16 protein-coding genes are annotated in these 21,097 nt (G+C 65.6%); 9 read left to right on the top strand and 7 right to left on the bottom strand.

Annotated elements, in window-relative coordinates; translation table 11 throughout:
* The first annotated feature begins 7 nt into the window (after window positions 1-7).
* From deoC to E5Z01_RS07270, 7 genes are all read left to right on the top strand, one after another.
* Window positions 8-670: a deoxyribose-phosphate aldolase gene (gene deoC / locus E5Z01_RS07240; RefSeq protein WP_135228752.1), complete on the top strand. Its 663-nt coding sequence runs from the start codon at window positions 8-10 to the stop codon at window positions 668-670.
* On the top strand, window positions 671-1,303 hold the full coding sequence (locus tag E5Z01_RS07245) for a Maf family nucleotide pyrophosphatase (protein ID WP_240738224.1): 633 nt from the start codon (window positions 671-673) through the stop codon (window positions 1,301-1,303).
* Entirely contained in the window at window positions 1,252-2,082 is an 831-nt protein-coding gene (mreC, locus tag E5Z01_RS07250; RefSeq protein ID WP_240738225.1) for a rod shape-determining protein MreC, read from the top strand. Before E5Z01_RS07245 ends, mreC begins: the two co-directional genes overlap by 52 nt.
* Before the next feature lie 72 nt (window positions 2,083-2,154).
* Window positions 2,155-2,712 carry a Rod shape-determining protein MreD gene (locus E5Z01_RS19445; protein ID WP_167757817.1) on the top strand — a complete coding sequence of 186 codons (558 nt, stop codon included), beginning with the start codon at window positions 2,155-2,157 and terminating at the stop codon, window positions 2,710-2,712.
* A gap of 7 nt (window positions 2,713-2,719) precedes the next feature.
* A complete protein-coding gene (locus E5Z01_RS07260) occupies window positions 2,720-4,867 on the top strand; it encodes a peptidoglycan D,D-transpeptidase FtsI family protein (RefSeq protein ID WP_240738226.1) in 2,148 nt (715 codons plus the stop codon).
* A 170-nt stretch (window positions 4,868-5,037) separates the two neighbouring features.
* Window positions 5,038-5,667: a YggS family pyridoxal phosphate-dependent enzyme gene (locus tag E5Z01_RS07265; RefSeq protein WP_135228753.1), complete on the top strand. Its 630-nt coding sequence runs from the start codon at window positions 5,038-5,040 to the stop codon at window positions 5,665-5,667.
* Window positions 5,664-6,362 (top strand): DivIVA domain-containing protein, encoded by a 699-nt coding sequence (locus tag E5Z01_RS07270; RefSeq protein ID WP_135228754.1) that lies wholly within the window; start codon window positions 5,664-5,666, stop codon window positions 6,360-6,362. The genes E5Z01_RS07265 and E5Z01_RS07270 overlap by 4 nt, the downstream gene beginning before the upstream one ends.
* 39 nt (window positions 6,363-6,401) lie before the next feature.
* On the opposite strand, the gene E5Z01_RS07275 is transcribed toward E5Z01_RS07270, so the two are convergent.
* The 3 genes from E5Z01_RS07275 to E5Z01_RS07285 form a co-directional block, all read right to left on the bottom strand.
* Complete coding sequence (locus E5Z01_RS07275; RefSeq protein ID WP_135228755.1) at window positions 6,402-7,061, bottom strand: potassium channel family protein; 660 nt, start codon at window positions 7,059-7,061, stop codon at window positions 6,402-6,404.
* A 203-nt stretch (window positions 7,062-7,264) separates the two neighbouring features.
* Complete coding sequence (locus tag E5Z01_RS07280; RefSeq protein WP_240738227.1) at window positions 7,265-8,623, bottom strand: TrkH family potassium uptake protein; 1,359 nt, start codon at window positions 8,621-8,623, stop codon at window positions 7,265-7,267.
* Between the two features lie 4 nt (window positions 8,624-8,627).
* A complete protein-coding gene (locus tag E5Z01_RS07285; protein ID WP_240738228.1) occupies window positions 8,628-10,034 on the bottom strand; it encodes a TrkH family potassium uptake protein in 1,407 nt (468 codons plus the stop codon).
* A gap of 31 nt (window positions 10,035-10,065) precedes the next feature.
* On the opposite strand from E5Z01_RS07285, the gene E5Z01_RS07290 reads away from it, so the two are divergent.
* The gene (locus E5Z01_RS07290) at window positions 10,066-11,166 is read left to right on the top strand and encodes a methyltransferase domain-containing protein (protein ID WP_135228756.1); all 1,101 of its coding nucleotides are present in this window, start codon (window positions 10,066-10,068) and stop codon (window positions 11,164-11,166) included.
* Window positions 11,167-11,436: 270 nt separating this feature from the next.
* Here E5Z01_RS07290 and E5Z01_RS07295 read toward each other — a convergent pair whose 3' ends face one another.
* From E5Z01_RS07295 to E5Z01_RS07310, 4 genes are all read right to left on the bottom strand, one after another.
* Window positions 11,437-11,820, bottom strand: coding sequence for a penicillin-binding protein (locus E5Z01_RS07295; protein ID WP_119766062.1), 384 nt, complete (start codon window positions 11,818-11,820; stop codon window positions 11,437-11,439).
* Between the two features lie 161 nt (window positions 11,821-11,981).
* Window positions 11,982-14,423, bottom strand: coding sequence for a transglycosylase domain-containing protein (locus E5Z01_RS07300; protein WP_135228757.1), 2,442 nt, complete (start codon window positions 14,421-14,423; stop codon window positions 11,982-11,984).
* Window positions 14,420-14,815, bottom strand: a complete 396-nt coding sequence (locus E5Z01_RS07305) for a response regulator (RefSeq protein WP_135228758.1) — start codon at window positions 14,813-14,815, stop codon at window positions 14,420-14,422. Before E5Z01_RS07305 ends, E5Z01_RS07300 begins: the two co-directional genes overlap by 4 nt.
* Before the next feature lie 50 nt (window positions 14,816-14,865).
* Complete coding sequence (locus tag E5Z01_RS07310; protein WP_135228759.1) at window positions 14,866-15,507, bottom strand: PAS domain-containing protein; 642 nt, start codon at window positions 15,505-15,507, stop codon at window positions 14,866-14,868.
* A gap of 146 nt (window positions 15,508-15,653) precedes the next feature.
* On the opposite strand from E5Z01_RS07310, the gene dnaE reads away from it, so the two are divergent.
* The gene (dnaE, locus tag E5Z01_RS07315; RefSeq protein ID WP_420810834.1) at window positions 15,654-21,029 is read left to right on the top strand and encodes a DNA polymerase III subunit alpha; all 5,376 of its coding nucleotides are present in this window, start codon (window positions 15,654-15,656) and stop codon (window positions 21,027-21,029) included.
* The last annotated feature ends 68 nt before the right edge of the window (window positions 21,030-21,097 follow it).

Below are 21,097 nucleotides of genomic sequence, written 5' to 3' on the forward strand. Positions count from 1 at the left end.
GTGGCCTGTGAACCTCGCGTCCTCCATTGATCACACGCTGCTCAAAGCCACCGCGACGAGCGCCGATATTCGCCAGTTGTGCGCCGAGGCGCGGGAGCACCGTTTCTACGCGGTGTGCGTGAACCCGGTTTTTATTCCTCTGTGCCGGGCGGAGCTGGCAGGCAGTGAGGTGAAGGTGGCGACGGTCTGCGGCTTTCCGCTGGGCGCGGTGAGCAGCGAGCAGAAGGCCGTGGAGGCCCGCCTGAGCGCTGAAGCCGGCGCGGACGAGGTGGACATGGTGATCCACGTAGGCGCGGCCCTGGAGAACGACTGGGACGCTGTGCAGGCCGACGTGAACGCGGTGCGCCGGGCTATTCCGGACCGCGTGCTGAAGGTCATCATCGAGACTTGTTACCTGTCGGACGAGCAGAAGCGCGGCGCGACCGAAGCGGCGGTGCGTGGCGGCGCGGATTTCGTGAAGACCAGCACCGGCTTCGGCACGGGCGGCGCCACCGTGGAGGATGTGCGGCTTATGGCGGAAGTCATCGCGGGCCGGGCGAAGATCAAGGCGGCGGGCGGCGTGCGTACCCCGGCAGATGCCGACGCGATGATCGCGGCGGGCGCCACGCGGCTGGGAACCTCCGGCGGGGTGGGTCTGGTGAGCGGCACGCAGAACATGCAGGGGTACTGAGTGCCGGAAGGAAGCGAAAAGACCCGGCGCGTGATTCTGGCCTCTGGCAGCCCCCGGCGGCGCGAACTGCTCAGCAACCTGGGCGTGAAGTTCGAGGTGCTGGTGAGCGGCGAGGACGAGGACAGCCCCGAAACGAACCCGCAGAAGCTGGCGGGCGACCTCGCTCTGCTGAAAGCGCGTTCGGTGGCTAAGCTGCACCCGGACGCGGTGGTGATCGCGGCAGACACCGTGGTGGCCTGCGCCGGTGAACTGCTGGCGAAACCCGCCGACGCGCTGGAAAATGCCGCCTTTATCCGCACCCTTGCAGGCAAGACGCATCAGGTGTTCACGGGCGTGAGCGTCCTCTCCCCCAGCGGCACCTTCAGCGGCGTGGAGTGCACCGACGTGGAATTTCGGCCGCTGACCGAGCAGGAAATCCAGTTTTACGCCCGCAGTGGCGAGGGGCTGGACAAAGCAGGCGGGTACGGCATTCAGGGCGTCGGCATGGGGCTGGTGGCGCGGGTGAACGGGGATTACTCGAACATCGTCGGGTTTCCGCTGGCGCTGGTCATGCGCCTGCTGCGCCGGGCCGGGGTGCCGGTGTGGGACGACCTGACTGGAGCCACCGACTTGCAGGCGGCAACCCGCGCGTGAGGCCCTGGACGCAGGCCCTCAGCGTATACGGGCTGCTGCTGGTGCTGAGTGTGGTGCTGCTGCGCTTTCAGGTGCTGGCCCCGTCCGCCCTGGGCAGCGCCACCGCCCCGCTCTCCAAAGTGGCCCTGGTGGCGGCCGACAACGTGCGTGGCAGCTTTGCCAGCATGGCCGAAGGGCGGCGCACCAGAGAGGAAATTCAAACGCTGACCCGCCGGAATCAGGAACTCCGCCAGCAGAACGAACTGCTGAGTGTGGAGCTGGGTCGCCTGCGGCAACTGACGCAGATCACGTCCACCCAGGCCCCCAACGCCGTGGGCATCGCGCAGGTGGTGGACGTGGCCCCCAGTCCGCTGCTGGCCCGCCTGAAACTGAACCGGGGCCGCGCCGACGGCCTGCGCGTCCATATGCCCGTCACCATCCCGGCGGGCCTGGTGGGTCAGGTGATCGAGGTGAGCGCCCGGAAATCCACCGTTATTGCGCTGGTCGACCCGCAGAGCAGCGTGGGCGTCACGCTCTCGGGGGGGCGCGGTGGGCGCGGCCTGGCGGTGGGTTCCCCGCCCAACCGACTGCGGGCCGAGTTCTCGCTGGGCGTTCCGGTGAAGGTCGGGGACGTGCTGGTGACCTCCAGCCTGGGGGGCGTGTACCCGGTGGGCATCCGGGTGGGCACGGTGGAGAAAATCGTGCCGGTGGGGCCAAACGACGTGACGCGCACCGTGATCGTGAAACCCGCCGTGGATGTCGGGGCCCTGACGGACGTGACCGTGCTGGGGGCACTGTGATCCTCAGAAACAGGACGCTGCAAGACGTGATGCTGACAGACACGGTGAGGATCACCCCATGAGGCCCGCGCCATGAAGCAGCTCAACCGCTTCGACCTGCCCTCGCGCGGCGGGCTGGCCCTGCCCGCCGGGCCGCAGTGGCTGATGATCGTGGCCTACTTCGTGCTGCTGATCATCGTGCAGGGCTTTCTGGCGCGGCTGCTGCAACCCATCGGCATTGCGCCGCCGGACCTGTTCCTGCTGACGGGCGCAGCCCTGGCGTGGCGGTGGCGGCCCACCGGCGCCCTGCTGGGGGCGTTCACAGTGGGGCTGCTGCAGGACATCCTGGGCGCGGGCGCCCTGGGGCTGCACGCGGCGGGGCTGGCCGGCGGAGCGCTGCTGGTGCTGGCGGTACGGCGCTGGCTGCCCGGTGGAGGCTGGCGGCGCCTGGCCTTGACCGTGGCGGCGGCCCTGGTCGGGCAGTGGTTCACCTTCACCCTGTTGACTTACGTGCTGCGCACGAATCTGGTGACCGTGCCGACCCTCTTGAAAGTCGTTCCGATGACCTTCCTGACGACATTCCTGATCGGCTGGTCGTGGGAATCGCTGATGACGTACCTGCTGGGCCGCCCGCAGGAAGGACTGGATTGAGGCCCACGTGATCGACTTCGAGTTCCCGGACGAGCCGCAGAAAAAACCAACTCCCCCGGTAGAACCAGAGACACTGGAACCTGAACCGTCACGGGTGGACACCGGGACGCAGACCGATCTGGCTTCATCGGCTCCCCCACCGGCCACTTCAGCGGCGCAGCGTGAGCTGAAGCGCACCCGCGTGGACGCCTTCGGGCGCGAGACTTTGGGCACCACCCTCCCCATGACCACCGAGCAGCAGGCGCAGGGGCGCTCGATTCTGCGCGGCGTGGCGCTGATGCTCACGCTGGGCCTGGCGGCGCTGGCGGGGCGCCTGTACCAGTTACAGCTGCACCAGCACTCTCAGTTCGCAGTGCGGGCCAGTTCCAACTTCCAGCGAGACGACGTGATCACGGCGGTACGCGGCGAGATCCGCACGCGCGACGGGGTGCTGCTGGCCAGCAGCCGCCGCGTGACCGATCTGGTGTACCTGGGGCGGCGCAACCCGGGTGATCCGGCCCAGGCCATTGCCGACTGGGACAAGATTCGCTTCCTGGCGGGCGTGCCGCAGTCGGTACTGGTGAACGGGCAGCCGCGTGAACCGGATCGGCGCAGCGAAACCAGCGTGGTGCTGGCCCGCAACGTGCCGCAGGAACGGCTGGCCGCGCTGGCCGAATACCTGGTCACGGTGCCCAGCCTGGAACTGCGTCAGCGCAACGAGCGCGTGTACCCGCAGGGGCGGATGGCCGCACACCTGATCGGGTACGTGCAGGAAGCCTCGGACAGGCAGGTGAAGGAGGAGGGCTTCACGCTTGGCGACCTGGCGGGCCGCTCGGGCCTGGAGTACAGCCTGCAGCCGCACCTGGCCGGCAAGAACGGCCTGCTGCGCCGCGAGGTGAGCGCCAGCGGCAAGCCCCTCACCGAGCAGGTCATCGACCCCGGCCTGAAGGGCCAGAACGTGACCCTGACCATCGACTCGCGCCTGCAACGCGCCGCCGAGGACGCCCTGCAGGCGGGCCTGGCCGACGTGAACGAGGGCCGGCGCCACTACGGCAAACCGCGTGAAACCCTGGTGCGGGGGGCCATCATCGCCCTCGACCCGCGCACGGGCGAGGTGCTGGCGATGGCGAGCAGCCCCGCCTACGACCCCAACTGGTTCGCTCAGGTACCCAGCCCCAACCCTGGCATGCGCAACTGGGCCGTCGACCCGAACCGCCAGAATGCCGCGCTGGACGCCGTGACCGCCAACCGCACCCTGCAGGCGTACAACCCCGGCAGCGTGTTCAAACCCGCCTCGGGTCTGGCGTATGTGGAGAAGTGGGGCAATTTCTCGACCAGTTGTGTGCCCAGCTACGTCTACCAGGGCATGCGGTTTCGCAACTGGGCCCGCTATAGCCTGGGCTGGGTGGACGCCCGCAAGGCCATCGCCTTCTCGTGCAACCCGTGGTACTACACCTCGGCGGTGCGGGCCAGTCCCGGCGCGTACTCGCGGCAACTCAAGGAGCGCGGCACCGAACTCGGGTATCGCCGCCCCACCGGGATCGAACTGGTGGGCGAGAAGGTGGGGAGCATTCCGTCCATCGACGATTACACCAGCCCGAAAGCGCCGTGGTATCCGGGGTCGGGCCTGAACATGAGCATCGGCCAGGGGGACGTGCTGGTCACGCCCGCGCAGGTGGCCCGCGTGCTGTCCACGGTCATCAACGAGGGGCGGCAGCGCCCGTTGACGGTGGTTCGCGCCTACAACGGCCAGGTGCAGCCCCTGCGGCCCGCGACGAGTGTGGTCAAGAACGGCAACCTGAGCGGCTTCCGGCTGATCAAGGAAGGCCTGACCTGGACCACCCTGATTCCCACCGGCACAGCCCGCCACGAACTGGCGCCGTGGCTTTTTCCGGTGCGAACCGGGGGCAAAACCGGCACCGCCGAGAACGGCCTGTCGCGCCGCAACGGGTACGCGTACACGCACGCCTGGTACACCGGCTACGGCCCCCTCAGCAACCCGAATTTTCTGGTCGTGACTTTTTTCCAGAACGGCGGCGAGGGTTCCGGCCCGGCCCTGAAGGCCGCCAAACGGATGTTCGCCGCCCGCTGGTGCGTGGATTTGAGCAGACCCGTGAAAGACCAGAACCCCTGCACCGGAGAACTGTCCGACATGCACAAAAGAATGGATAGGTAAAGCAGCGGAAGGCAGAGAGCGGCTGGTGAAAGCATCCTCTCCCCCCTGCTTTCTCACCACCCACTGCCATGAGCCAAACCCCGCGGCCCACCACCCTCCCTTGTGTCCATCCCGCCTGAAGCGGAGAATACCCGTGTGCGGACAGCGTGTTTCATGATTTGGAGGGCCGGATGAGTGTCCCTGAAGTGCTGGCGGGCATTCGTGCGGCGGAAGTGGCGGCGGGGCGCGTGCCAGGCAGCGTGCAACTGGTGGCGGTGACCAAGGGGCACAGCGCCGAGCAGATTCAGCAATCGATCCTGGTGCACGGCGCCTTTGCGCTAGCGGAGAACAAAGGCCAGGAACTGCGCGACAAGGTGCCGCTGCTGCCGGGCGCCCAGTGGCATTTCATCGGGGCCTTTCAGCGCAACAAGGTCAAGTACCTGCGGGACGTGACCCTGATTCACAGCCTGGAGGAACGCTGGCAGGCCGAAGCGCTTGCCGAGGCCGCGCAGAAGTGGGGGCGCGCGCCGGACGTGCTGCTGCAAATGCACAACGGCGAAGCGCAGAAACATGGCGTGTCCCCGGACGACCTGCCGCAGATGCTCAGGGACGTGCGCGCCACCGGGCTGAATGTGCGCGGCCTGATGGTCATGGCCCCTTACGACCAGCCGGAGGCCGCCGCGCAGGTGTTCCGGACCACGGCCCAGTGGGCGCACGAGCTTGGCCTGCCCGAGCTGAGTATGGGCATGAGCGACGATTACCCGCAGGCCATTGCCGCTGGGGCCACATTGGTGCGCGTCGGCAGGAGGCTCTTTCCATGAAATATTCTCCCCGCGACCTGACCCACCAGACCTTCCCCACCCGCCTGCGCGGCCTGGACGCCGCCGCCGTGCAGACCTTTCTGGCAGACGTGGCGCAGGAACTGGAGCGACTGCTGCACCGTCAGGGCGAGCTGGAAGCCCGCGTGGAACAACTGGGCGCCGAACTGAACGAGAAAAAGGAACAGGAGGAGGAAATTCGCCGCGTGTTCGTGGCCGCCGAACGCGTGTCGCATGACCTGAAGGAAAACGCCATCCGCGAAAGTGAACTCCTGGTGGCGCAGGCGAACACGCACGCGCAGGACATCCAACGTGAACAGGAACGCCGCACCGCGCAACTGGAGGCGACGCATCAGGAGCGCATGAGCACGCTAGAAATCGCGTACCGCACCCGCCACACCGACCTGGAACGCCAGCAGCACGAACTGACCCTGAAACGTGAGCACGAGCACGCCGGGCGCGTCGCCCACCTGGAGAAGCAGTTCAGTGACCAGTACCTCGAACTGACCGGCCGACTGAATGCCGCCCGCCACGAGTACAGCCAGTTCCTGAACGGGTACCGCGCCCTGGTCAATTCCTTTGCGGAACCGAGCAGCAAGCACCTGCTGCCCGAACCCACCCGGTTGCCCCAGCAGGTGCCCAGCCCGTCGACGGAACCCGCCAGAGCAGCGAACGTGATCGACCAGAATTTTCAGTAGGTTCAGGAAAGACCGCGCTGCCCCAGGGCGCCCCAGCCCTCAATCGCCGATGTAGCGCCTGAGTTCGTCGATGCTGTGGCTAGTGCCGATCACCACGAGTTTGTCGTGGGGGTTCACGGTGTCCTCGGCACGGGGCGTGACCTCGATTTTCCCGGCGTGGCTGATGGCGATGATCTGCACGCCGAACCGCCCGGTCAGGTTCAGGTCGCGCAGGGTGCCGCGCAACCTCTCGTTGGCCTCGATCTCCACGATGGCATAATCGCCGCCCAGGTCGAGGGTGTCCACGATGTTCGGCGTGGCGATCTGGCGGGCCAGGCGCACGCCCATGTCGTGCTCCGGGCGAATCACCAGGTCGGCGCCGATGCGTTCCAGCACGCGCCGCGCCATCTCGTCGATGGCCTTCGTGACGACGTAGGGTGCGCCGAGGCTCTTGGCGTTCATGGTCGCCAGGATGTTTGCCTGCACGTCCGAGCCGATCGCCACGATCACCACGTCGAAATCCCCCGCGCCCAGGGCGCGCAGGGCGCGTTCGTCGCTGGCGTCCACGATGGCGGCGTGCGTCACCAGGTTCATGACGCGCTCCACGTTCTCTTCGTTCTGGTCGATCGCCACGACCTCGTGGCCCATCTCGTACAACGTGGTGGCCACAGCCGTGCCGAAGCGGCCCAGGCCGATCACCAGGCACTGTTTGGTTTTCATGCGGAGTTCCTCACTGGGGCAAGTTTAGCCTGTGATACGGCCTCCGATTGAATCACTTCGTAGGCGATTCAATCCGGGCAAAGCGAGTGGGAGCGAAGCGGGTTCCGGGCGTGGCGAAACAGACGGAATCCGTATCGCTTGTGGCCTGGAGAAGCTCCGGCAAAAGCTGACGTCAGGGCTGAACACCCATCGCTCCACACCCCTCACCCGACGAGAATGTCGCGTTCCGGCGGATAGTCGATCAGGCTTTTGTTGGTGCGGCGGGCGTTGATGGCGACCGCGAAGGTCACGGGCCCGATGCGCCCGAGGTACATCAGGACGGTCAGGATCAGCAGGCCGGGGTCATTGATCTGGGGCGTAGTGTTCATGGAAAGGCCGACAGTGGCGGCGGCGCTGATGGTCTCGAAGAGCAGGTGCGTGAAGTCCAGCCTGGGGTTGGTGACCAGCAGCGCGAAGAACGCCCCGGAGACCAGCAGGGTGTAGATGGCGGTGATGGTACCGGCCCGCACCACGTTTTCGGGAACGATGCGGCGTCCGAAGGCGATCAGGTCCGTGCGGCCGCTGATGAGGTTCCAGGCGCTGCCCATCAGGATGGCAAACGTACTGGTCTTGATGCCGCCCCCGGTGGAGCCGCTGTTCGCGCCGACGAACATCAGGGCCATGGTGAGAAACAGGCTGCCGCTGACCAGCGCCTCGGTGTTGAGGGGCGCAAACCCCCCCGAGCGCGGCGTCACGGACTGAAAGAAAGCCGCCAGGACTTTCCCGGCGGGTTGCAGTGGCCCCAGGGTGCCGGGGTTGGCCCACTCCAGCACTAGATACACCAGCGTGCCAGTCACCAGCAGGAAAGCCGTGGTGGCCAGGGTCAGTTTGCTGTAGATCAGCAGGCGGTTGCGGCGCGGGTTTTGCCAGTGGGTCAGCACGTTCAGCTGCACCAGGAAGCCCAGGCCGCCCAGGATGATCTGGAGGGCAATCACGCCGCTGACCAGCGGGTCTTGCACGTACTGGCTCATGCCGCCGGGCATCACCACGAATCCGGCGTTGTTGAAGGCACTGACCGAGTGAAAAAGCGCGTAGTACAGGCCGTCCCCCAGGCCGAACTGCGGAACGAAGCGCAGGGCCAGCAGCGCGGCGCCGGCCAGTTCGCCGACCAGCGTGTACAGCAGGATGATTCGCAGCAGCGACACGGCCCCGCCGACATTCAGGGCGCTGATCTGTTCGCGCAGCAGTTGCCGTTCGGTGAAGTTCACCTTGCGCCCGGCCAGCATGGCGACCAGCGTGCCGAAGGTCACGATGCCCAGGCCGCCGATCTGCGCCAGTACGATCACGATGATCTGTCCGAAGCGCGTGAAGCCATCCCCCAGATCCGAGACGGTCAGGCCGGTGATGCAGATGGCGCTGGTGGCGGTGAACAGCAGCTTCACGCTGTCCAGGCGGTTGACGCCGGTCTGCACGCCGGGCAGGTGCAGTGCCAGCGTGCCCAGCAGGATGCCCAGCAGGTACAGCGCGGCGATGATCTGCGGCGGCGTGAAGCGGGCCAGCACGGGGCGTCGGGCAGAGGTCACGCGCTCACCCGATCAGGATGTCCCGCTCGGCGGGGTAACGCACGAGGTCTTTGCCCCCAGGGCGGCTGAATGCCACCGCGAAGGTCAGCGGCCCGATGCGCCCCAGGTACATCAGCAGGATCAGGATCACGTGCTGATCGGGGTGCAGGCTGGGCGTCAGGTTCATGCTGAGGCCCACCGTGGCGAAGGCGCTGACGGCCTCGAAGGCCAGTTGCACGAATTTCGTCTCGCCGTTCTTGTTGAAGATCAGCAGCAGCAGGAACATGCCCAGCACCAGGCCCATGCTGAGTAAGCCCACGGTCATGGCCCGCAGGGTGGTTTCGGTGTCGATGCGCCGCTCGAAAAGGGTGTTGTCGCGCCGCCCGCGCACCATGTTGAAGGCCGAAGCGATCATGACGTAGAAGGTGCTGGTCTTGATGCCGCCCCCGGTGCTGCCGGGGTTCGCGCCGATGAACATCAGCAGCAGCGTGACGAAAATGGTGGGGTAGGTGATGGCCCCGTAATCGATGGTGTTGAATCCGGCAGTGCGGGTGGTGACTGACTGGAAGAAACTGGCCAGGAGTTTGCCACCCAGCCCCAGTTTGCCCAGGGTCTGGGGGTTGTTCCACTCGAAGATCAGGTAGGCCAGCATGCCGATCAGCAGCAGCGCCAGCATCATGGTCAGCACCAGTTTGCTGTGAACCATCAGGCGGTAACGGCGGGGGTGCAGCAGGTGCGCCACGACGTTCATCTGCACCAGAAAGCCGGTGCCGCCCAGGATGATCAGGAAGCCGATCACCAGGCTCACCAGGGGGTCGGTTACGAAGCCCATCAGGTTATCGCTGTACAGCGCGAAGCCCGCGTTGTTGAAGGCGCTGATGGAGTGAAAGACGGCGTAGAACAACCCCATGCTCCAGCCGTGCATGGGCACGAACTTGAACGCCAGCACGGCGGCCCCGACCAGTTCTATGGCGAAGGTGTACAGGAAGATGTTGCGAATCAGCCGCGTGACATCCCCGGCGTTCAGGGCACTGACCTGCTGCGCCACCCGGATGCGTTCCGAGTAGGCCACGCGCCGCCGCATCACCAGGGCGAACGACGTGCCGAAGGTGATGATCCCCAGCCCCCCCACCTGGATCAGCAGCATGATGATCACCTGCCCCAGCCGGTTGAAGTCCTTGCTGGGGTCGATGACGTTCAGGCCCGTGACGCACAGGGCACTGGTGGCGGTGAACAGCGCCTGAAGGAAATTCACCGGGCGCAGCGTGCCGTCCGGGTTGAGGCCGTGCGTCACGGGCAGGCTGAGCAGCGTGCCGCCGATCAGAATGGCGACCGCGAAGGACAGCGCGATCAGTTGCGGCGGGCTGAGGCGGGCCAGAAAGGATTTGCGGCGCAGTGGCTCGGTGGGGGGACTGGGGGGTGCAGCAGGCACGGCGCGGATTCTACCGCTATATTGTCCTGCTATGCCTCGACCTTCCCGCACGCCCAACCGTCCTTCCGCCGGAAGAAGAACCCCGGCGGGCGGTGGTCAGTTCTCGCCCCGACCCACCGATTACCGTACCCGTCAGCCCGCGCACGAGTACGAACTGGAGGTGCTGCCGGGCCTGGAGGAGATCGCGGAAACCGAGTTGAGCGGCGTGAAGCTGGCCCGTGACCAGCGCGGCCTGCGCTTCTGGTACCCGGGCGACCCGGAACGCCTTACGCGCCTGCGTTCAGCGGTGGCCGCCTACCGCGTGAAAGCCTGGGACGTGCCGCGCCCGCGCGGCCTGCTGGGCAACCAGCAACTGGGCGAACTGACGGACTTCCTGCGGGGCGTGGCCCAGGTGGGCGGACACCGTTCCTTCCGCCTGAGTGCCGCCGGAAAGGAATCCAGCGTCATGCAGCGCCTCGCCGAGGAGTTGCAAAGCGGCCTGGAGTTGCCCCACGACCCGCAGGAAGGCGAACTGCTGATCCGCCTGCGCCCCGAAACGGGCGGCCCGGGCTGGGAAGTGCTGGCCCGCCTGACCCCGCGCCCCCTCTCAGCACGCGCCTGGCGCGAGTGCAACATGGGCGGCGGCCTGAACGCCACCATCGCCTACGCCGCGCACAAACTGGCCGGGCAACGCGACGAGGACCGCATTTTCAACCCCATGTGCGGCAGCGGCACCCTGATGATCGAACGCGCCCTGATGGGGCCTTACGACGCCCTGGTGGGCGTGGACATCAGCGCCGACGCGGTGGCCTGCACCCGGAAGAACCTGCAGGCCGCCAGACGCGAGATCGAGGTGGCGCAGGTCGATGCCCTCGAAACGGGATTGCCCGCCCGGAGTTTCGACCTGATCATCGCCGACCTGCCGTGGGGTGACGCCATCGGCAATCACCGCAGCAACAACATCCTGTACCCACGTTTCCTGGAGGAAATGCACCGCCTGATCAGCAAACACGGGCGGCTGTGCGTCATCACCCACGAACTCCGCCTCTTTGAAACCGTGCTGCGCGAACAGGACAGGTGGAACGCCCGCGAACTGTTTCAGGTCTACAGCGGCGGCCACCACCCCAAAGCCTACCTGCTCGGGAAGAAGTGAGTGGCCGGCAAATACTGGCCTCATCGGTCGCCTCACGGGGCGTGGCTCAGCCGTTTTCACTGCATGATTTGAGTCAAGCAGTACTGGTGAAGACGGGTGCTCTCATCAGCCCTCAGAAGGCGAGTAGGCACCTCTGGTACGTCCTGCACAGTGAACAAGGAGAGACGCGACTCAGAGAGCCGACGGCACTGCCGCGTGATGTTGAGCCGTCACAACGCCGATTCATGCAAATTGCAGGGCGACAAAGCCAGCCGCTTGGCCGCTTGAGCCTCACTCCAGTTTGCCGCCGAAGGTGCCTTCCCAGGCGTTGAGGATGCGGCCCTCGTTGACCAGCAGCACGGTAGGGTAGGCTTCCAGGCGAAGTTTGCGGGCAAAGGCGGTGGCGTCGTCGCCGCGCCAGACGCTCACGCCCTGCGGCGCCGGCGAGGCCACGTCCTCGGCGTTGACGGCGCGGACGGGCAGACCGCTATTCAGGATGGCCTGCCACAAGCCGCCCAGGTCGCCGCAGTCGTGCGAGTACACCACCACGATTTCGCGCGTGTCGTCCGAGTCCGTCCAGGGGTGCGGAGGGAGCTTCTCACCCAGGCGCACCAGGGCGCTGGCCGGCGAGGCCCCGAGCAGAAGAAGCAGCGACAGCAGCGGCGCACCTTTCATGCCCCTCACTATGCCCGCCCGTTCTGGCACCGGCATGAGAAGCGGCCTGACTACTGCGAGAGGGGCGCCAGCGTGAACCGCTGGGGAAAAGGGAAAGCCTGACCCGCCTTGCACAGATCAGGTCAGACGTATCAGGAAGACGTAAGGGGTAACACCGGGATTTACGGTTTCTGTTTTTGCTCCGGCATGGGGGATTGCGTCTCGTTGGGCACGGGTGTGCCGCCCACCTGCGAGCGCACCAGCTTCACGGCGTCCGGGTCGGCCTGCTCGTCGCGCAGGGGCTGGGGGTTACTGTCGGGGGCGTAGCCGGGCAACTGCTCGATGTCCACGCGGCGCTGCACGACGTTGGCGGGCGGCGTGAACTCGGTGGCGATCTTCCCGGTGGTCTTGTCGATATCGACCACGACGGTGCGCGGATCCGTGCCACTGCTGGCCGAGGCGTAGCTGGTCTCACGGTAACGGGGGGCCTGCGGCAGTTCTTCCTCGATGCCCTGACGTGGGTCGCGGGTCAGGTAACTGCGGTCGACCATGGCGGCGTTCACCTCCGGCAAAATGCCCTTGTCGGGCGTACCGCCGTAGTACACCCCGGCGGGCGGCGGCGGGAAGTCCCGGGGCGTCAGGTCCTTGTGCGACAGCTGCATCATGCGTTTCCAGATGGGCGCACTGACCCAGCCGGAGTAGTAGCGCTTGGGCATCTCGCCGCTTTGCTGTTTGCCGACCCACACCGCCCCGGTGTACAGGGGCGTGGTGCCCACGAACCACAGGTCCTTGCTGCCGTCAGTAATGCCGTTGGTGGTGCCGGTCTTGCCGGCCACCGGCCAGTTGTCCAGCCGGGCACGCTGCGCCAGGCCGGCCTGCGCGTCGTCCAGGTCGTTCACGACGCCTTTAATCATGTCCAGGCCCACGTAGGCCACCTGGGGCGACCACACCCGGGTGGGCAGTTTGGCGTCGTTGGCGGCGTCGAACAGCACCTCGCCGCGGGCCGTGGTGACGCGGGTGATGTAGCGGGGCGGGCGGTACAGGCCACCGTTCACGAAGGGCGCGTAGGCGGCGGCCAGTTTCACCGGGGTGGTTTCCACGGCGCCCAACGCGGCGGCCCAGCTGGTGCCGTCGTTCGGCGGCACGCCCAGCAGCTTCAGTTTGTTGAAGAAGGTATCCAGGCCCACGTACTCGGCCACGCGAATGGCGACCAGGTTCAGGGACTTGTCGAGGCCTTCGCGAATGGTCATCACGCGGTTGGTCTGAATGCCCTCGTAGTCCTGCGGGCAGTACCAGCCACCCTTTGAGCCGGGGTCGCGGGTACACCACTTCTGGTCGGCCATGCGCGTGAACTGCGTGGCGCCCTTTTCCAGCGCCGCCGTGTACAGCAGCGGCTTGATGGTCGAACCGACCTGGCGCTGCCCCTGCGCGGCATTGTTCCAGTCGGCGGGCGGTTCGTTGCCCACCAGTTTCTGCCCGACCATGCCCAGCACCTCGGAGGTGAAGGGGTCGATGATGACGGCGGCCAGCGTCGAGCCGTAGGGCAGCGCCTGCCCCTGGGCGGTCATGTAGCCGTAGTAGGTTTCGCGGCTGGTCTGCTCGACAGCATTCTGGATTTTCGGGTCGAGGGTGGTGTACACCCGCAGCCCCCCTGAGCCGTACACCTTTTCACGCCCGAAGCGCCTCACCAGTTCCGACTCGACCTGCCCCATGAAGTGCGGGGCGCGGGTGGTGGTCACGGCCTTCAGTTCCTTGGCCTTGCGGTCGACCAGTTTTGCCGTGACGATGTTGCCGCTGGCGTCGTACTGCACCTGCCAGCCGCGCGGTTGCAGTTTCTCCTTCCAGGCGGCGTCGGCCTGCGCCTGGGTGATCCAGCCGTCGGCGACCATGCGGGTCAGCACCGGCTTCATGTAGGTGGTGCGGTTCGTCTTGTAATCAAAGTAACGCCCGGCACTGGGCACCAGCGTGGTCAGGTACACGCTTTGCGCCAGTGTCAGGTTCTTCGGCGTGGTGCGGAAATAAGCCTGCGCCGCCGAGTGGATGCCGTACAGTTCCACCGGCCCGCCGTCGCCCCAGTAGATGGCGTTCAGGTAATTCTGGAGGATTTCTTCCTTGGTAAAACTGCGCTCGACCTGCATGGAGAGCATCCATTCCTTGATCTTGCGGTCCGGCGTGCGGGCCATGCGGTACTCGTCGAGCAGCAGGGTGTTTTTCACCAGCTGGTTGGTGAGGGTCGAGCCGCCCTGCACCTCCTCACCCTGCGCCAGGCGCTGGAACTGCCTGGCGATACCGCGTGGGTCGAGGCCGTAATGCTGGAAGAAGGTGCGGTCCTCGTTGGCGATCAGGGCCGCCACCATGAAAGGGCTGATCTCGTTGAGGTTCACGATGGTGCGGCTGATGGCCTGCTCCCCGATCTTGGGAATCAGGCTGCCCAGCGGCGTGTTGTCGCGCGCGAACACCTTGGTTTCCGCGCCCAGCTGGCGGGTCAGGCTGTCGAGTTCACGGTAGTCGGGCAGTTCACGCGCCCACTTGGTGCCGTAAGCCGCCGCCACGCCCAGCCCGGCCACCAATGCGGCCAGCACCAGCGACGTGAGGAATTTCGTGAAGCGCAGGAAGAAAATCAACTCGTCCCTCCCTGGCGGGCTTCGATCAGTTGCGCCACGCGCCCGCGCAGTTGCTTGCCGCTGACGGGCTTGTGTACCAGGTCGTCGGCGTTGACCATCTTGGCCTGGTCGCGTGTCTGGTCGTCGTCCATGCCGGTCAGCAGCAGCACCGGCGTGTTGCGCAGGCGCCGGACGCGCTTGACCCGCGAACAGATCTCGAAGCCGCTGATAAAAGGCATTTTCACGTCCAGCAGCATCGCGTCGGGCGTGTGATCCTGAAGGTATTCCAGGGCAGCCTTGCCGTCCTGCACTGCCACTATTTCATGTCCATCTGCCGACAGGATGACCTCCAGCATGGTGCGAATCGCCGGTTCATCATCCGCGACGAGGATCGTATACGCCATATCCGCCATGATAATGCAGAGCGCCAAACCTGGATGCGAAGAACATGAACCGCGCCGGGTCAGCGGGAAGGGCCGGCGGACGGCTCCTGCACCCCACTTTCGGCCCGCGCCTGCGGCAGGTCGCCGCACGGAACCACGGAGGTGATGAACCCCACCACCCGGCCCTCGTACCAGCGCGGCGTCACCTTGACCAGAGCCCGCAGCAGTTGGCCGTCGCTGCGGCGCAGCGTGACCGGCATCTGCCGCGTGGTCACCAGCGACTGCGCGGCCATCTCCTGGTACGACAGCCCTCCTGTCCCGGTCACCAGTTCCTCGGCGGTCTTGCCCAGCAGGGCTTCGCGGCTGATCCCCAGCAGCTCGCACGCCGCGCGGTTCAGGTAATGGTAGCGCCCCTCGGCGTCCAGCACGGACACGCCCATCTCCACGCTCTCCATGATCTGCCGCGACAGTTCCACCTCGCGCTCGTACGCTTCCCGCAGATGCCTGGCGTGCCGCAGGGTGCTTTTCCAGCGGGCAAAGACCAGCAGCAGGCTGACCTGCAAGACCAGCAGCAGCAGCACGAAGAATGGCGCGTCCGGGGAGATTTCACCCTGGTGCAGCACCAGGCGTTGCACCACCCGCAGGCCGACCAACACGTCAATACCGAGCAGCAGGCCGAAAATCACCAACTGCCAGGTGAGGGGAGAACCGCCTGACCGCATATGAATAAAACAATACGGCCATGCTCTGACAGCACAATGACGTGCCGGCCCACCACCTGGGCCGGCCAATTCAACCCGCTACCCGGTCTGCACCTGAGTTGATCTGCACTTGGGGCCGTCAAGGCCCACCACCACAGACCGGCATTATGTGCCCGGCGTATCCTGAACAGGTGACCCCGCCCGACGACGTCTCCCCCACCCCGCCAACGGCTCCCGCTGGAACCGCGCCCGACCGGCACATTCACCTGCCGGACGGCTCGTGCTGCAAACCCAAGAGATTTGCCCACCTGCACCAGCACACCCAGTACAGCCTGCTGGACGGCGCGGCCAAACTGAAAGACCTGCTGAAATGGGCGAAGGAAGTCACGCCGGAGGGCCAGACGCCCGCCCTGGCGATGACCGATCACGGGAACATGCACGGGGCGGTGCATTTCTACAACTACGCGACGGGCATGGGCGTGAAACCCATTATTGGTTACGAGGCTTACGTGGTGCCGGGCATGGGCACGAGAAGAGACAGGAGCCGCGCTCAGGACGGGGAGAAAGGCATTTTCCATTTGACCCTGCTGGCCCGCGACTTCGAGGGGTATCAGAACCTGTGCCGCTTGAGCAGCCGCGGGTACACCGAGGGGTACTACTACAAGCCCCGCATCGACCACGAACTCCTGCAGGAACACCATAAGGGCGTGATCGCCTTTTCGGGGTGCCTGGGCAGCGAGGTGCAGCAGCTGCTGATGCAGGGCCGCGAGGACGACGCGAAAAAACGCCTGCTGTGGTACCGCGAACTGTTCGGCGAGAACTACTACATCGAGATTCAGGACCACGGGCTGCCCGAGCAGAAGAAGAACAACCCCATCCTGAAAGCCTGGGCGCAGGAGCTGGGGATCGGCATGGTCGCCACCAACGACGGGCACTACGTGAAGAAGACCGACGCGACCGCGCACGAGACGCTGCTGGCGATTCAGACGAAGGCCACGCTGGCCGACGAGAACCGCTTCAAGTTCCCCTGCGACGAGTTCTACGTCAAAAACCTCGACGAGATGCAGCGGGCGCTGCCGGTGGCCGAGTGGGGCGAGGAAGTGTTCGACAACACCGCCCACATTGCCGACCTGTGTGACGTTCACCTGCCGGTGGGCAAGAACCGCCAGTACCAGATGCCCGCGCTGCCGATTCCCAAAGGCCGCACGATGGCCGAGGAACTGCGCGTGCAGACCTACGCCGGGGCGGTGAAACGCTACCCGGCCCACCTGACCGAGAACCTCCTGCGCGATTACGCGGCGCAGTCGCTGGCCGAACTGGGCGCGGAGGACGCCGCCCGCGTGCTGGCCCGCGTGGACGGCTGCGATGCCGCCACCTGCGACCTGGACACCCTCTACACCCTGCTGGCCTTCCTGGGCAGCGAATGGGAAGCGCGGGGCAAGGAGGCCGGCGAGAAGTACACGCCCTACCCCGCGCTGGTCAAAATGGAAAAACGCGGTGAGGACGGCGACCTGCCCACCTACGCCGCCGAGGACTGCCGCAAGACCCGCGAGCGCACCGGCGACACCACCATCGACCTGGACGGCGAAACCGAGAAGGAAACCACCCGCAGCCACCACCGGCACGCCCTGGTGCTGCTGCGCCGCGCCGAGTACGAGCTGTCGGTCATCAACAACATGGGCTTCCCGGATTACTTCCTGATCGTGGCCGACTACATAGGCTGGGCCAAGGATCACGACATTTCCGTGGGGCCGGGGCGCGGCTCGGGCGCGGGGTCGCTGGTCGCCTATGCCATCCGCATCACCAACCTCGATCCCCTCGAATTCGAGCTGCTGTTCGAGCGCTTCCTCAACCCGGACCGCATCTCCATGCCGGACTTCGACATCGACTTCAACGATGCCCGGCGCGTGGAAGTGATCGACTACGTGAGGCAAAAGTACGGGGACGACAAGGTCGCCATGATCGCCACCTTCGGGACGATGGCGAGTAAGGCGTGCCTGAAGGACGTGGCCCGCGTGATGGGCCTGGAATACGCGAAGGTGGACAAGGTCAGCAAACTCATTCCCATCAAGTTCGGGAAAAGTTACAGCCTTGAACAGGCCCGCGACAGCGTGCCGGACATCCAGCAGTACCTGGCCGAAGATGCCGAACTATTGAAAGCCTACGAGTTCGCGCAGCAACTCGAAGGCCTGACCCGCCACGCTTCCGTCCACGCGGCGGGCGTGGTGATCGGCAAGAACCAGCTCACCGACCTGGTGCCGGTCATGCGCGACACGTCCGGCGAGGGCATCGTCTGCCAGTACGACATGAAGGCCGTGGAGGACATCGGCCTGATCAAGATGGACTTCCTGGGCCTGCGCACCCTGTCCTTCCTGGACGAGGCCAAACGCATCCTGCGGGAGTCCGGCACCGACTTCGACGAGAAGTACGGCAACTTCGACAACATCCCCTTCGACGACGCCAAGACCTACGAACTGATGAGCCGCGGCGACACCAAGGGCGTCTTCCAGCTCGAAGGTGCCGGGATTGCCGACGCCTCCCGCCGCCTGAAACCCCGCCGCCTGGCCGACATCATCGCCCTGTCCGCGCTGTACCGCCCCGGCCCGATGGAGAACATCCCCACCTACGTGCGCCGCCACCACGGCCTGGAGGAGGTGGATTACGTCCGCGACGGCTTCCCTAACAGCGCGCAGTGGCTGGAAAAAATCCTGAAGGAAACCTACGGCATCCCGGTGTATCAGGAACAGATCATGCAGATTGCCTCCGAGGTCGCCGGGTACTCGCTGGGCGGGGCCGACCTGCTGCGCCGCGCGATGGGCAAGAAAGACGCCGAGGAAATGAAACGCCAGCGCCAGCTCTTTGTCAAAGGCGCAAAAGAAAAAGGCGTTCCCGAAGATGAAGGAAACAGGCTCTTCGACTTGCTGGATGCGTTTGCGAACTACGGCTTCAACAAGTGTTTGACGGGGGACACGCTGGTTCCGGTGGCGGGCGGTGAGCTGCGCCGGATTGAAGACCTGTACCGCGACGGGGTGGGCGTGGAATTGCCGAGCGTGAACGGCTCATACCGTCTGGAACTGCGTCCCACCGGGCAGTTCTTCGACAACGGCGTGAAACCCGTGTTCATGGTAAAAACCGCGCTGGGCCGCGAATTGACCGCCACGAGCAACCACCCGCTGCTGACGCTGGACGGCTGGCGCACCGTGGCAGACCTGAGAGAAGGCGAACGGATTGCCGCGCCCGCCCGCCTGCCGGAACTGGGCACCGAGAACTGCCCGGAATATGAGGCGGGCCTGCTGGGCTGGATTCTGGCCGAGGGCAACACCTGCCACACCCACGGAGCCTACCTGTACTCGCAAAGCGCGGAACAGGTGGCGGACATGGTTGCCCTGGCGCAGCAGTTCCCGAACACCCGGCCCACCGTGAAGCTGCGGGCCGACCGTCAGAACGTGCATGACGTGTACCTGGGCAGCGGCCTGCGCGGCGGTGCAGGCGGCAAGTCCGGCGTGCGCTTGTGGCTGGAAGGGTTGGGCCTGATCGGCGTGAAAGCCACCGAGAAGGCCCTGCCCCCGGCGGTGTTCCGCCTGACCAACGCCAGCCTGGCAGTGCTTCTGGGCCGGTACTGGTCGGGCGACGGCTTCCTGTACGGGAAGGGCAACACCACACCCTACGCGGCTACCTCCTCAAAGCGCCTCGCGCATGACCTGGCGCACGTCCTGCTGCGCCTGGGCATGGTCGGCAAGGTGAGCGAGAAGCACTTCGCCTACCAGCGCGGCGACGACGTTTCAGGCCGCACCGGATACACCGTTCACCTCGTCGGGCGGCGCAGCATCGAGCAGTTCCTGAACGTGATCGCGCCGCATATCGTCGGGCGCACGGAACAACTGCGTGACCTGAAGGCCTACTACGCCAGCACGCCCACTCAGCGCGAAACAGTGGACACCCTGCCTGCCAGCATCAAAACTCGCGTTCAACAGACCAAGAACGCCAGCGGCCTGACCTGGGGTGACATCGAGGCCCGGTCGGGCGTCTGCATCAAGGAGTTCTACGGCGCGGCCAAAGTGCATAAAAAGGGCTTCCGGCGCAGCACCATCCAGAGCCTGGGCGAGTTTTTTGCAGACCCTTCTCTGCTGGAAGCTTGCTCGGACGACCTGTACTGGGACACCATCACCAGCATAGAGAGTGCCGGTGAAGCGCAAACTTACGACCTGGAAGTTCCCGGCACGCATAACTTCGTGGCGAACGACCTGATCGTGCACAACAGCCACTCGGCCGCCTACGGTGTCATCACCTACCAGACCGCCTGGCTTAAAGCAAATTACCCGGTTCAATTCATGGCCGCGCTTCTTACTGTCGAAAGGCGCGATTCCGACAAAGTGGCCGAGTACGTCAGTGACGCCCGGAAGATGGACTTGCACGTTCTCCCGCCGGACATCAACCGTTCCAGCAGCGACTTCGCGGTGGTCGGGCAGGACATCCTGTTCGGGCTGTACGCCATCAAGGGCCTGGGCGAGAACGCCGTGCTGAAGATCCTGGAGGAACGCGAGAAGGCCGGGGCGTTCAAGTCCCTGGCGGACTTCTGCTCGCGCCTGGGCAACAAGGTCTGCAACCGCAAGGCGCTGGAAAGCCTGATCAAGAGCGGCGCATTCGACCAGTTCGGCGAACGCCACCAGCTCATCCAGAGCCTGGACGACGCCCTGGAGGACGCCGCCGGGGCCGCCGACATCAACGCCAAGGCGCAGAGCGGCATGAGCATGATGTTCGGCATGGACGAAGTGAAGAAGGAACGCCCCCTGCGCACCGGCATTCCCGCCTACAGCGACCTGGAACGCCTGAAGATCGAAAAGGACGCCCTGGGCCTCTACATCTCCGGTCACCCGCTGGAACAGCACGAGGGCCTGCGCGAGGCCGCCAGTTGCCGCATCAGCGACCTGGACACCTGGTTCACCGCGCAGAACGCCGCGCCCGGCAAACGCCTGAAAGCCGTCCTGGCCGGCATGATCGAGGGCGTCGTCAAGAAACCCACCAAGAGCGGCGGCATGATGGCAAGGTTCATCCTCGCCGACGAGAGCGGCCAGACCGAACTGGTCGCCTTCTCCCGCGCCTACGACCGCATTCAGGAGAAACTGGTCAACGACACGCCCGCCCTGGTGATCGTGGAACTGGAAAGCGAGGACGGCGGCCTGCGGGCCATCGCCGAGGAAGTCGTCAGCATCGAGCAACTGGGCGAGGTGCCCAAGGTCATGTACGTCACCATCGACCTGGAAACCGCCAGCCCCGACAGCATCGGCGAATTCCAGAGCGTACTGGACGAACACGCCGGAAGCATGCCCACCTACCTGAGACTGGAAACGCCCGAGCAATTCGTGATCTACCAGCTCGACCACGCCATGGGCAGCCAGCAGGCCATTAAAGTCCTGAACGAAACCTTCCCCTGGGCCAACGCCCACCTGGCGTATGACCAGCAAACCATCCTGGGAAGATTCGCGCCCAAGCCCCCCGCATGGATGAACAAGCAAGGGAACGGTGGGGGAATGCGGGCGTGAGTCAAAGGCCGCTCCCGAAAACGGGCCTTGAATCCAAATGCTGGCTCTGGCGTATCGAACTGGGTTTA

This window comes from Deinococcus fonticola, from assembly GCF_004634215.1.
Classification (GTDB): Bacteria; Deinococcota; Deinococci; order Deinococcales; family Deinococcaceae; genus Deinococcus; species Deinococcus fonticola.